The organism is Embleya sp. NPDC001921 (assembly GCF_053594475.1).
Genome location: NZ_JBSFEO010000039.1, coordinates 1 through 13,615 on the forward strand (window position 1 = coordinate 1; position 13,615 = coordinate 13,615).

Annotated in this window: 8 protein-coding genes; 1 reads left to right on the forward strand and 7 read right to left on the reverse strand. The window is 72.1% G+C overall.

Features of this window, described 5'->3' with window-relative positions:
* The 7 genes from ACWCPW_RS36090 to ACWCPW_RS36120 form a co-directional block, all read right to left on the reverse strand.
* Positions 1–4,943: beta-ketoacyl synthase N-terminal-like domain-containing protein (locus ACWCPW_RS36090; RefSeq protein WP_449765793.1), on the reverse strand; the 4,943-nt coding region annotated here is incomplete at its 3' end.
* 411 nt (positions 4,944–5,354) lie between these two features.
* Positions 5,355–6,149, reverse strand: coding sequence for a thioesterase II family protein (locus ACWCPW_RS36095; protein WP_449765794.1), 795 nt, complete (start codon positions 6,147–6,149; stop codon positions 5,355–5,357).
* Positions 6,146–7,249: an alpha/beta hydrolase gene (locus ACWCPW_RS36100; RefSeq protein WP_449765795.1), complete on the reverse strand. Its 1,104-nt coding sequence runs from the start codon at positions 7,247–7,249 to the stop codon at positions 6,146–6,148. Before ACWCPW_RS36100 ends, ACWCPW_RS36095 begins: the two co-directional genes overlap by 4 nt.
* Positions 7,246–8,097 (reverse strand): 2-oxo acid dehydrogenase subunit E2, encoded by an 852-nt coding sequence (locus ACWCPW_RS36105; protein ID WP_449765796.1) that lies wholly within the window; start codon positions 8,095–8,097, stop codon positions 7,246–7,248. The genes ACWCPW_RS36100 and ACWCPW_RS36105 overlap by 4 nt, the downstream gene beginning before the upstream one ends.
* The gene (locus tag ACWCPW_RS36110; RefSeq protein WP_449765797.1) at positions 8,097–8,330 is read right to left on the reverse strand and encodes an acyl carrier protein; all 234 of its coding nucleotides are present in this window, start codon (positions 8,328–8,330) and stop codon (positions 8,097–8,099) included. The genes ACWCPW_RS36105 and ACWCPW_RS36110 overlap by 1 nt, the downstream gene beginning before the upstream one ends.
* A complete protein-coding gene (locus ACWCPW_RS36115; RefSeq protein ID WP_449765798.1) occupies positions 8,327–10,291 on the reverse strand; it encodes an HAD-IIIC family phosphatase in 1,965 nt (654 codons plus the stop codon). Before ACWCPW_RS36115 ends, ACWCPW_RS36110 begins: the two co-directional genes overlap by 4 nt.
* Entirely contained in the window at positions 10,288–11,319 is a 1,032-nt protein-coding gene (locus ACWCPW_RS36120) for a 3-oxoacyl-ACP synthase III family protein (RefSeq protein ID WP_449765799.1), read from the reverse strand. Before ACWCPW_RS36120 ends, ACWCPW_RS36115 begins: the two co-directional genes overlap by 4 nt.
* Positions 11,320–11,962: 643 nt before the next feature.
* On the opposite strand from ACWCPW_RS36120, the gene ACWCPW_RS36125 reads away from it, so the two are divergent.
* On the forward strand, positions 11,963–13,615 hold the full coding sequence (locus tag ACWCPW_RS36125) for an ABC transporter substrate-binding protein (RefSeq protein ID WP_449765800.1): 1,653 nt from the start codon (positions 11,963–11,965) through the stop codon (positions 13,613–13,615).

Genomic DNA, 13,615 nt, shown 5'->3' on the forward strand with positions numbered 1-13,615 from the left:
GTGTAGAGGTCGAGTGCCATGCCGTCCCATTGGCTGCCTTGGCCGGGGAAGACGAACACGATCTTGCCGGGGTCGCCGGTGGCGGTGCCCCGGATGAGGTCCGGGGTTTCCTGCTGCCGGGCGAGGGCGCTCAACGAGGTGGTGTGGTTGCCGATGATCACCGCGCGGTGCTCGAACAGCGTGCGCCCGGCCAGTACGCGGGCGACAGCCGCCGGGTCCGACTCCGGTCGAGCCTCCAGGTGTTCACTCAACCGCCGCGCCTGATCATGCAAGGCCTGCGGGGTACGCGCCGACAAGACCCAAGGCAGCGGCAATGGGTCGGCGGTGACCGGGGCTTCCGGCTCCCGATCGACCGGCGCAGCCACCGATACCGGCGCCTGCTCGATGATCACGTGCGCGTTGGTGCCGCTGATCCCGAAGGAGGACACGCCTGCTCGTCGGGGGTGGTCGGTGTCGGGCCAGGGTGTGGGTTCGGTGAGCAGGGTGACGGCGCCGGTGGTCCAGTCGATGTGGGGTGATGGTGCGTCGACGTGGAGGGTTTTGGGGAGTAGGCCGTGTTGCATGGCGAGGACCATTTTGATGACGCCGCCGACGCCTGCGGCGGCTTGGGTGTGGCCGATGTTGGATTTCAACGAGCCGAGGTGGAGGGGGCGTTCGGTGGGGCGGTTGTGTCCGTAGGTGGCGAGGAGGGCTTGGGCCTCGATGGGGTCGCCCAGTACGGTTCCGGTGCCGTGTGCCTCGACGGCGTCGATCTGGTCGGGGGTGAGGTTGCCCGCGGCGAGTGCCTGGCGGATCACGCGTTCCTGGGAGGGGCCGTTGGGTGCGGTGAGTCCGTTGCTGGCGCCGTCCTGGTTGATGGCGGAGCCGCGGAGTACGGCGACGACGGGGTGGCCGTTGCGTTGGGCGTCGGAGAGGCGTTCGAGCAGGAGCAGGCCGACGCCCTCGCCCCAGCCGGTGCCGTCCGCCGTCGACGAGAACGCCTTGCAGCGGCCGTCCGGCGACAACCCGCGCTGGCGGCTGAACTCCACGAACATGCCCGGCGTCGCCATCACGGCCGCGCCGCCGGCGAGCGCCAGGGAGCACTCCCCGTGTCGAAGTGCCTGTGCGGCCAGGTGGATCGCGACGAGCGAGGACGAGCACGCGGTGTCCACGGTCACCGCCGGCCCCTCGAACCCGAACGTGTAGGCCACCCGACCCGACGCGACACTCGCCGTATTGCCGGTGAGCAGGTAGCCCTCGAAGCCGTCGGCGGGCTCGTGCAGGCGCGGGCCGTAGTCCTGACTCATCGCGCCCACGAAGACTCCGGCGTCGCTGCCGCGAATCGTGGACGCGTCGATGCCGGCCTGCTCGAACGCCTCCCACGCGGTCTCCAGCAACAGGCGTTGTTGCGGATCCATCGCGGCGGCCTCGCGCGGACTGATGCCGAAGAACTCCGCGTCGAAACCGTCGGCGTCGTGCAGGAATCCGCCCGCTCGCGCGTACGTCTTGCCCGGTACACCCGGCTCCGGCGCGTACAGCTCGTCGACATCCCAACCCCGGTTCGTCGGCAACGGGGTGATGGCGTCGATGCCCTGGCTGACCAACTGCCAGAGCTGATCGGGAGATTGCACGCCACCGGGATAGCGGCAACTCATCGACACGATCGCGATCGGATCGTCGTCGCGCGGCGCGGTCACGCGGGCCCGCGAGTTGTTCGTGGCGCCGACTCCGGAGAACCGGGCCCACAGGTGGTCGGTCAGGGCCCGGGGCGTCGGATGGTCGAAGGTGAGCGTCGCGGACAGGTCCAGCCCGGTCGAGGTCGCGAGCCGGTCGCGGAACTCCACCGCCGTCAGCGAGTCGAATCCCGACTCCTTGAAGCTCTGCCCGGGGTCGACGGCATCGGGGGTCACGTGACCCAGCGCGATTGCGGCCTGCGTGCGGACCAACTCCAGTAGTACGCGCCTCTGTTCGGCTTCGGACCGACCGCCGAGGCGGTGCGCGAGCGGGTTGGCCGGCTCCGCGGTCTCCGCCGTCTCCGCGTCCTCGGTGTTCTGCGCGTCCTCCGTGTGTTCCGCGTTGGACGCGGGATCCGGGCCCGTCTGCGCGGCGGCTTCGATGCTCGGTCCGGAATCGGCGCCCGGCGCCGGGTCTGCGAGCCAGTAGCGGCGACGTTGGAACGCGTAGGTGGGCAGGTCGTCGACGACCCGGTCGGTGGTGAGCTGGGTGCTCCAGTCGGGGGCCGCGTCCAGGAGACGGGCGTGCGTGACGGCGGTGGCGACCGTGTTGGCCTCGGGATGCTTGCGGCGCAGGGTCGGGATGAAGACGGGCGCCGCGTCTCGGGCGGAGGCGGACGCGTCCCGGGCGGAGGCGCCCGATCGCAGGCTCTCGACGGTGCCCCGGGCCAGGGTGGTGAGGGTGCTGTCGGGGCCGAGTTCGATGTAGGTGGCGACGTCCTGCCGGTGGAGCGTGGTGACGCCGTCGTGGAAGTGCACGGCGCGGCGGATGTGCTCGGTCCAGTAGGCGGGGTCCGTGAGTTGCCCGGTGGTGGCGATCGTGCCGCTGATGTTGGACACGAGCGGGGTATGCGGTGCGTGATACGTCAGCGATGCCGCGATGCCTTGGAACTCCGCCAGTACGGGGTCCATGTGCGGTGAGTGGAACGCGTGGCTGACGGTGAGTTCCTTGGTCTTGTGACCCGCGCCGCGCGCCTGTTCCGCGATTCGGCGGCACCGGTCCCGGTCGCCGGAGATCACCGTGGCCCGAGGCCCGTTGTGCGCGGCGATCGAAACGAAGTCGTGGTGATCGACGAGGAGTTCCGCGAGCTGTTCCGGCGTGGCGTCGATCGCGATCATCGCGCCGCCGGTGGGTGCGGTCTGCATGAGTCGCCCGCGCGCGGTGACGAGGGTGGCGGCGTCGGGGAGGGTGAGGACTCCGGCGAGGTGTGCGGCGGTGAGTTCGCCGATGGAGTGGCCGATGAGGTAGTCGGGTGTGATGCCGTGGTGGGCGAGCAGGTGGTGGAGCGCGGTCTGGAGGGCGAAGAGTGCGGGTTGGGTGTAGCGGGTCTGGTTGAGGAGTTCGGGGTGGTGGTCGATCACCTCGCGCAGTGGCTTGTCCAGGTGCGGGTCGAGGTGGGCGACGGCTTCGTCGAAGGCGTCTGCGAACACGGGGTGGGCGGCGCGTAGTTCGGTGCCCATGCCGGGGCGTTGGCTGCCCTGACCGGTGTACATGAACGCCGTCCCGCCGGCGGATCCCGAGTACGTGGCGCCCACGACCGAGGCGCCGCCCTGGTCCTCCGCGAGCCCGGCGAGCCCGGCGAGGAAGCCGGCCCGCCGGTCCGCGACGACCGCCGCACGATGGGCGAACAACGTCCGCCGGGTCGCCAGCGTCCGGGCGATCGCGGCCTGGTCCGCCTCCGGGCGCGCGGTGACGTACGCGTGCAGGCGGGCCGCCTGGTCCCGCAGCGCCTGCGGGGTACGGGCGGACAGCAGCCACGGCGTCGGTGTCGACGGCCGCTCCGAGTCCGAGCCGGAGCCGGAGCCCGACTCCGGGCCCAAGTCCGCTCCGGCTCCCGCGCCCGCAGCCGTCGAGGCGTCGTTCCGAGGTCGCGCGGTCGGTGATTCCGCCAGCACCACATGGCAGTTCGTGCCGCCCATGCCGAACGAGCTGACCCCCGCGATCAGCGGTCGATCGGGCTGCGGCCAGGTACCCGATTCGGTCTGTACGCGCAGGTTGAGTTCGGCCAGCGGTATGTCGGGGTGCGCCGTCTCGTGGTTGAGGGTGGCCGGGAGCACCCGGTGATGGATGCTCAGCGCCGTCTTGAGCAGTCCGACGATGCCCGCCGCGCCCTCCAGGTGCCCGACGTTGGTCTTGGCCGACCCGACCGCGAGCGGCTTCCCGGACGCGGTGCGAGCGGTCCCGAGCGCCGCGCCGAGCGCCGCGGCCTCGATCGGGTCGCCCACCTTGGTGCCGGTGCCGTGCAGCTCCACGTACTGGACGTCGTCCGGACCGACGCCGGCGGCCCGGTGCGCGAGGCGGACGACGGCTTCCTGGGCGCGTGCGTCGGGGACGGTCAGGCCCGGTGTGGCGCCGTCGCTGTTGATCGCGCCGCCTCGGATGACGCAGTACACCCGGTCGCCGTCGGCCAGTGCGCGGGCGAGCGGCTTGAGGACGATCGCGCCGCCGCCCTCGCCGCGCACGTAGCCGTTGGCCCGGGCGTCGAAGGTGAAGCAGCGTCCGTCGGGCGAGAGCCCGCCGAACTTGCTCGCGCCGACGGTGCTTTCCGGCACGAGATTGAGGTTGACGCCACCGGCGATGGCCAGTTCGCACTCGCCGCGGCGGACACTCTCGCAGGCCGTGTGCACCGCGACCAGCGCGGAGGACTGGGCGGCGTCGAGGGTGAGGCTGGGCCCGTGCAGATCCAGCGTGTACGAGACGCGGTTGGCGATGATGGCGCGGTTGACGCCGGTGAGGCTGTGCCGGGTGATCGCCGCGGCGCCGGCGCGGTGCAGCAGCGCGGCGTAGTCGTCCATGGTGGCGCCGACGAAGACTCCGGTTCGGCTGCCGGCGAGGGTGGCGGGGACGATGCCGGCGTCCTCCAGGGCCTCCCAGCCCAGTTCCAGGATCAGCCGCTGCTGCGGGTCCATGGCCACCGCCTCGCGCGGGGCGATGCCGAAGAAGGCGGGATCGAAGCCGTCGACACGGTCCAGGAATCCGCCGTGCCGGGTGGCCACCTTGCCCGGGACCGAGGGGTCCGCGTCGTAGTAGGCGTCGATGTCCCAGCGGTCGGCCGGGACTTCGGTGATCGCGTCCACGCCGTCGTGCAGCAGCCGCCAGAAGGCCGCCGGGTGCTCCGCCATGGGCAACCGGCAGGACATGCCGACGATCGCGACGGCGTCGGTGTCGATGCCGGCGGTGTCGACGTCGGTCGCCGGCGTCGCCTCGGCCGGCACGGGCTTTCCTGTCATCGCGTGTCACTGCCCCTCGTCGTGAACAGGTCGCGGCGCCGCACCGTGCGGGGATGCCTGAGGACCGTTCGTGTGCTGCCAGGCTCCAAAGTTGTCGCGGGTACTAACGCCGGCCTTTGAATCGTCTAAAGCGGCCGGCCGCGCGCCGCCGCCGTCGGCGCGGCCGGTCCGGGAGCGGCGCCGACCGGTGCCGGAACGCGACAAGGCCCGGTGGGACGGCGCTTGGGCACCCCACCGGACCTGGTCCGATATCCGATTTTCGACGCTCGCCGCACGGCCTCGGGCGGCGGCCCTCGTCGGCCGGCCCTCGTCGTGCGACGCCCGTCACGCGGCCCCTGGTCGACCGGGCCCGCCGTCGGGCGACGCCGGCCGTCCCACGCTCGTGGTCGTAGGCCCGACGGCCGGCGGTGGTCAACAGGCCCGGGCGACCGCCGGCGCGCGCAGGAGCGGGGCCAGCGCGCGGGCCGCGAAGGCCGCGCCCGGTTCCTGGGCGAAGAAGTGGCCACCCGACTGCACGTGTACGCGGCACCGCGTCGACGTGTAGGTGTGCCAGGCCGCGGCGTGCGGGAGCGGTACGAGCGGATCATCGACGCCCGCGAAGACCTCGATCGGGCAGGGCAGCCGCGCGCCGTACTCCGGGTGCCCCCGATGCGGGTCGGACGCGCACAACCGCAGGTCGTCGCGCAGCAGTGCGATCGCCGCGCTTCGCCAGCGCGGATACCGGAGCAGCGTCGGCGACATGCCGCCGATGTCCAGGAGGAATCGGCCCAGTTCCTCGTCGGTGCGCTCGGCGGCGCCGTCCAGGGGCGTGCGCAGATGCGGTGCCGGGCACGCGCCCACCACGAGCCGTTCGGGCAGCGTGCGGTCGTGTTCGAAGCGTCGTCGGGTCAACGCGTGGGCCACCAGCGCGCCCATGCTGTGTCCGTAGAAGACGTACGGCCGGTCGCTCAGCCACGGATCCAGGTCGGCGTCGAGCTCGGCCACCAGCTCGGTCAGCTCCCGCGCACGCGATTCCCGGGCCCGTCCCTCGCGGCCGGGGAGTTGGATGGGCAGGACGTCGACGCCCGGTCCGAGCGCGTGCCGCCAGTCGCCGAACGACGAGGCCGCGCCGCCCGCGTGGTGGAAGCAGAACAGTCGCAGCGGCGCGCCGCTCTCGTCGGGTTCGCGCGGCAGGAAGCGGGACGAGGTGCCCGCCCGCGCGCTCATCCGACGCGTCCGGTGAGCCGACGGCGCAATCGGAGCACGGCCAACAGGCCTTCCAGGATCGCGCGTTGCGGGGACCGTGCGCCCATCATGCGCAACACCGAGACGATGATCCACAACCGGGTCTCGGTGACGTGCCCGGGCGAACCGTGCACGTCGTCATAGGTGTTCAGGCTCAGCTCGCGCACGTGCGCGCGCAGCAGCTCCGGGTCGGCCGGCGGGATGATCTCGTCCCGCAGACTCACCGTGCAGGCCACCGGGATGTCCAGGGCCGCCAGTTGATCCGGCGTCAGCGCCCAGTCGGCCATCCGGGTGTACAGGTTCTCGGGCTTGGCGCCGGTCAGCCGGGCCAGGGTGTCCACGGTCACCCGCGGCAGCCGGCTGTGCCAGTCGGCGTCGGTGAAGAACGCGCCGACCGGGACCCCGGCGGTGGCGATGCCCCGGATGCGCTGGTCGGACACCGCGCAGCGCAGCGCGAGGTGGCCGCTGAAGCTGAGCGCGACCGCGTACGTGCGCGAGACGTCGGCGCGATCGGCCACCGCGTCCAGCACGTCGGACAGGATCCGCCAACTGTCCCGGTCGTAGGCCAGCGTGTTCTCGCCCACGCCGGGCATCTCGGTGACCACCCCGGCCAGGCCGAGTTTGCGGGCCATCAGCAGTACCGGGGCCCACTGTTCCTTGATGCTCACGATGCCGCCGGTGACCAGCAGCAGCGGCTTGCGTACGCCGTCGGGCCCGTCGGTCAACCCGGTGGCCCAGCAGCCCACCCGACCGCCTGGCAGGTCCAGGTCGATCCGCTCCAGATCGGGCTGCTCGGCGGCCCACCGGCCGAACGTGGACACGCAGCCGTCCAGGGCCTGCTGCCGGGCCGGCCCGTCGACATAGGGAAAACGCGCCATGTTGTAGTCCCGGCACGCCTCCAGCAGCTTTCCGTCGCCTGCCAGCCGGGCCGCGCCCCGCGACCACTCGCGCGCCCAGGAGCCCGGCGCGCCGTCGTCGTCGTTGTCGATCCGGGCGAGCAACTCGCCGTAGTGCGCCGGCGGGATGTTCTGGGCCTTGGCGTGCACGAGTACGAACTGCTTGAGCTCGTCGATGTCGTTCACCTCGGGCTGCCTTCCGTGAGGGGGGAGCGGGTTTCGGCGGCCTCGGCCGGCTCCGGGGCGGCGGCCGGCTCGGCCGCTCCCGGGCCGGGCTCGGTGAAGTCCTCCAGGGCCTGCTTGATCTCGGTCAGCACGTCCGCGGCCTCCGCGCCGTCGATGACGCGGTGGTCGAAGGCCAGGTTCAGGCGCATGACCGGAGCGATGACGATCCGCCCGTCGCGCACCACCGGGCGCTGCACGATCCGGCCCACGCCCAGGGTGACGGTGGTGCCGCCGACCGAGTGGAAGCCGTCCACGGCGCGATGCCCGAGCGAGGTCACCGCGAAGGTGCCGAAGCGCCGCGCCCGGGTCCGCAGCGGCCGGACCACCCGCCGGAAGGCGAAGGCGCCGATCAGCCTGGGCAACCGCTGGAGCCTGGTCAGCGCGGCGAACTCGGGCATCGCCGCCGGATCTCCGTCGGCGTAGTGCCACACCTGCCGCTGGATCTCGGCCAGGCTCGCGCGATCCAGATCGGGCAGCACCGCCGAGAGCACGACGCGCCGGCCGCCGAGGGTCTTGTCCAGGGTCAGCTTGCCGTCCACCGAACCGTGCCGCAGCACGCGCGGCACCAGCCCGCCCAGTGCCGCCGCGTTGGCCTCGGGATGGTCGGCGAGCACCCGCGCGGCACCGTGCAGCACGTAGGTCACCAGCGAGTACGGCCGGCCGGTGCCCCGGGTCGCGGTCCGGTGCGCCAGCACCGCGCTCATGTCGACCTCGGTGTCCAGGAAGACGGGGGCGAACGCGCGGATCTCGCCGAGGAAGTACAGCGTGTGCCGGCGTTCGCGAGCCGCCGGTACGCCCGCGCCGCTCATTAGGACACCGCCAGCGTGTAGACGGCCTCCAGGCTGGTCGCCTCCAGGACGTCCGGCAGCGAGATGCGTCGACCGGTGTGCCGTTCCAGCGCGGTGAGCAGCCACAGCAGGTGGACCGAGTCCCAGCCTGCCAGCCGGTCGAAGGAGTCCGCCGCGTTCGCCGAGGTGATCGGCAGGCCCAGCTCGTCGCGGACCAGCGCGACGAAGTCGTCCAGGGTGTTCAACGTGCTCATCGCTCGGGTTCCCCTTCGAAGGTCTCGGTCAGCGCGACGTGCCCGGGCACCGGGACGATGTCCACCAGGTCGTGTCGGAAGGTCAGCGCGTCGCCGTCCGCGGCGGCGGGATCCACCGGATCCAGGCCGGACCCCGCGGGTTCGCCCGGGACGGGCACGAACCCGTACCGGGGGTAGAGGTCGCGGACCTTGCCGTTCTTGGCACCGGCCCGATACGTGCCGTAGACGGCCTCGGCCCCGCTCGCGCGCGCGTGCCGCAGCAGCGCGGACAGCGCCGACTGCTCGACGCCGCGGGCGAACACCCGGCAGCTCAGCAGCATGTTGTCCACGTGCAGCGCGCCGTCGCGGCGGTGCGCGAGGATCGCGCCGACCAGGCCGTTGTCGCCGAAGCGGTCGGCGGCGTGGATGGTCAGGACGAGTGCGTCCGGATCGGCGAGCAGAGCCTGGACGGCGGGCTGTTGCAGCCGCCGGGTGGTCAGGTTGAACTGGTTGGTGCGCAGCGTGAGCTGGGACACCCGGGCGGTGTCGTCGGGGCCGGCGAGGGCGACGCGTACGGTCACGCCCAGTTCGTTGAGGTAGTCGTCGAGCGAGGTGAACGAGTCGAGGAAGTCCCGCCGGTCCAGCTCGTCCCGGTAGCGCGAGGTCCGGGCCCGGTCCTCGGTGGTCAGCTCGCGGGTGTCGAACCAGCCGTCGGCGAGCAGCCGACCCGGGTGCAGCGCCGGCTCCTCGTCCAGCCGGACCACCGCGACCTCCGGCAACTCGCGCCGGACCAGCCCGCATTCGTAGGCACTGTCGTCGGCGAAGACGAAGGCGTCCACGCCGAGGTTGAGCGAGGCCGCGAGCTCGGCCAGGTTCTCGTGCTTGGGCGCCCAGTTGGCCACGACCCGGACGAAGTCGTCCTCCCGCAGCGTCATTCGGGGATGCTCGCGCAGCGCCTCGCGGACCGGGTCGGGGTCGTTCTTGCTGACCGCCGCGAGCAGGACGCCCTGGGCGCCCAGTTGTTTGACCACGCGTTGGAAGGCGGTGAACGCCTCGCCCCGGTAGCCGGCGCCGACCTCGATACCCTCGATCCCGTCGTCGCCCAGCACGCCGCCCCACAGCGTGTTGTCCAGGTCGAGCACCAATACCTTGCGGGTCCGGCCGACCACGTTGTTGGCCAGGTGCGCGGCCTCGCGGGCGTACCCGGCCAGGAGTTCGGCGGACAGGTGCGCCTTGGCGTACACGTGCAGCCGCGGCTCGGTGGCCGCGATGCCCTCGGCGAGCAGCGGGTCCAGATCCAGGACGACGACGCTCGTGTGCGCGTCGGCGATCCGGAGCAGGCGTGCGTTGGCCTCGCGCCAGACCGCGCCCAGCCGGGCCCGGGAGCGATGGTCCACCAGTTGCGCCGAGTGTGCGCGGGGCAGCGGCAGCGTGTTGAGCACCAGCGTCCCGGTTCCGGTGCCGACGTAGCGCGCGGCGAGTTGTTCGAGCAGGCCCACCTTTGCGGACAACACCCGTTCCACGTCGGCGGCGGTCCACGGCACCGGCACCTCGTCGAAGACCACCGACGCGTCGAGCACGCACAGCACCAGGTCCGCCTTGGCCGCGTACAACGAGCTGTCCGTATCCGAGAGTTCGAAGACGTAGCTGTCGAAGTCGGTGACCTGCGGGCGGGACACCAGTCCGTGTCGGGCCAGTTCCCCGGTGAGCGCGCCGGTCAGCGCGGACAGGGTGCCGTGTCCGGTGATGGTGACCGAGACGGTGCGCACGCCCGGGTGGGCGGCCAGCACCGCGTCCGGATCCAGGCGGGCCAACAACAGTCCGGCCCGGGCCAGTTCCGCGGTAGTCGCGTCGGCCAACAGTTCGCGCACACTCGGGTACCGCGCGACCAGGCGGTCGGCCCGGTGCAGCGCGAGCAGCGCGTCGACCCCGGTCGGGGCGGGGGAGGTGCTCGCGGCCGCGGGCGATGGGGTGGTGGTCATATCTTCTCCAGGGCGAAGCCCGCCTTGATCCACTTGCTGGACTCCACCGCGATGCCCACGGCGCGGTCGCCGACGGCCATCTTGGGCAGCGCCCGCTCCAACTGCAGGAACGGCAACGCGTTGCCGTTGTTGCCGGTCTCGTGCACGCAGGTGATCTCCTGCGCGCGAGGCGCGTCCAGCGTTCGCGTGATCCGGGCGGTCATCCGGCCGGACAACTGCGGCGGCAGGAGGTAGTCGACGTCGTCCGCGTCCCAGCCCAGCCCGTCCAGGAGTTCGGCGAGGATCTCGCCGGCCATCACCGGCACCGACTCCTCGATCATCTTGTAGTCCTCGCTCGCGGCGGGCCGGTCGGCGTGCCGATCGGCCAGGCCGAACCACTCGATGACCTGACCGGGCGCCCGGCCCAGCCCGGTCAGCCGGTTGACGATCGCGCGGATCGCCACCGACCCGGGCACCGGCTCGGTGCTCAGCACGGCGGCCCCCGCGCCGTCGCCGAAGAGCACGAAGTTGACCAGCTCCTCCGGGGACAACGCGCGCAGGTCGACGTCGAGATCGAAGTGCTTCGCGGACACGTCGCCGCCCAGGACGAGCGCGGTGCGGTGTCGGCCGGTCGCCAGCAGGGTGCTCGCCACGTCCAGCGCCTGCACCGCGCCCGCGCAGCCGGACTGGAGTTGATAGGTGGGCAGTTCGTTGATGCCCAGCCGGTCCGCGACGATGTTCACCGTCGCGGGCATCAGCACGTCCGGGGTGGCCGTCCCCAGCACCATCACGTCGATGTCGCCCGGGACCAGGCCCGCGTCGGCGAGCGCGCGCCCGGCGGCGGCGGTGGCGAGTTCGGCCAGTGAGGAGCGGATCTCGCCGCTGTCCAGGTCGACCGAGAGGTGGCGCGTGCGGGTGCCGATGAAGACGTCGATCCACTGCTCCCACACCGCCTCCATGCCGAACCGCCGTGCCAGGGCGGCGTTGTCCACGGCCGGGCCCGGGAGTGCCGTGCCGACCGCGAGGATGTGGATATCCGAGGCGTGCATCCTTGCCCTTCCTTCACGTGTGCGAGTGCCGGCGGCGCCGTCGGCCCGCAGCGGTGACGAGCCCGCGTCCGGTGCCGCGTACACGCCTTCCGGCTGCCCCCGTGGGTGCCCGTGCTGCGGGGACGGCTGCGGCAAGGCTGTGCGGGCGCGCTAAAACGTGGCTAAGACCGGCCCGCCGACCCGGGCGCCGACGGGCTCGCAGGCGGTTGCCGACGGCCCGCGGGGGCCGGGCGCCGACGGGTCCACGGGGCCGATTTCCGAAGGGCTCGCGAGCGGTTGCCACGGGTCCGTGGACCGGTGGTCGCAGGGCTCACGGACTGGTGGTCGCAGGGCTCACGGACCGGTGGTCGAAGGGCTCACGGACTGGTGGTCGAAGGGCTCACGGACTGGTGGTCGCAGGGCTCACGGACCGGTAGTCCCAGGACTCACGGACCGGTAGTCGCCCAGCTCACGGACCGGTTGCCGAAAGGCCCGCGGACCGGGTGCCGCGACGGACTTCAGCACGGCTTTAGCGCCCGTACCGAGAGTGATCGATCAACGTCCCCGTGCCCGGTTCCCCGGCGCCCCGGTGCCGGCCCCGTCCGCACCGCACGGGTTCCGCGTTCGTCGGGCGGAGCCGGCCACACCCTCGAGGAGCCCCAGCATGCACACGATCGTTCGACGCACGGCCCGGGGCAGACCCCGCCTGCTCGTGGCCCTCGGCGCGGCACTGGCGGTGCTTCTCTCGGGCTGTGCGGCGGACGACGGCCCCGCCGAACAGGCGGGCGCCGCACCGCGCCCGGGCGGCACGCTGAGCTTCGCCACCGACGTGGAACCGGCCTGCATCGACCCGGCGGTCAGCCCCCTGGACGTCACCGCGCTGATCGACCGCAACATCTTCGACTCGTTGGTGAACCTCACCCCCGACGGCGTGATCCACCCCTGGCTGGCCCAGAGTTGGGACATCTCACCGGACGGCCTCACGTACACCTTCCGGCTGCGCACGGGAGTGCGCTTCCACGACGGCGCCACGCTGGACGCCGCCGCCGTCAAGGCGAGCCTGGACCACGTGGTCGACCCCAAGACCAAGTCGCAGGGCGCGGCCGGCCTGATGGCGGCCTACAAGGGCAGCGCGGCGCCGGATCCGACCACCGTGCGGATCACGCTGTCCCGCCCGTACGCGCCCTTCCTCCAGGTGCTCAGCACCGCCTACCTCGGCATCCAGTCACCCGGGTCGCTGACCAACCCGGCCGCCCCGTGCGTGCGGCCGGTCGGCTCGGGGCCGTTCCGGTTCGAGAAGTGGACGAAGAAGCAGAGCATCTCGCTGCGCCGCAACCCCGACTACGCGTGGGCCCCAGCGAGCGCCGCGCACGACGGACCGGCCCACCTGGACGGCCTGAGCATTCGTTTCATCACCGAGAACGCGGTCCGCGTCGGCGCGCTGACCAGTGGTCAGGTCGACGTGATCGGCAGTCTGCCCGCCGCGAACGTGCGCACCATCAAGCGCGACGGCTCACTGCAACTGCTGCGCGCCGACGCCCCGGGCGGTGTGTACAGCGTGTTCCTCAACTCCGGGCGCGGACCCTTCGCCGACGAACGCGTCCGGATCGCCTTCCAGCGCTCCGTGGACGTCGAGGGACTGGTCAAGGCCATCTACTTCGGCCAGTACCACCGCGCCTGGGGCGCGCTCAGCCCCAACGGGGTCGGCTACAACCCCGCGGTGGAGGGCAGTTGGCCGCGCGACCCGGCGCTGGCCAACCGACTCCTGGACGAGGCCGGATGGACCGGGCGCGACTCGGACGGCGTGCGGACCAGGAACGGCACCCGGCTCAGCCTGCGTTGGCCGGTGCTGACCGCCAAGATCCGCGAACAGCGCGACATCCTCGGCGAGGGCATCCAGGCCCAGGCCAAACAGGTCGGCATCGAGATCGACCGGGTGGGCCAGGACACCGGCACCTACAGCAAGGACGTCTACGCCGGGAACATGGACATCTGGGACACCAGCAACGTGCGGGCCGAACCCGACGTGCTGCGCACCCTGTTCGGCTCCGGACAAACCCTGGCCAAGGGCGGCCTGAACGTCTTCAAGCTGGCCGACCGACAGATCGACACCTGGCTCGATCAGGCCGCGGCGACCACCGACCCGGCGATCCGCGCGGCCCGCTACGGCGAGATCCAGAAGTACCTGATCGAGCACGCGCTCACGCTGCCCATGTACGTACCGACCTACCTGATCGGCGCCGAGAAGAGGGTGCACGGCGTGACCTTCGAGGCCGCCGCCTATCCGCTGTTCTACGACGCCTGGCTGGGGAAGTGA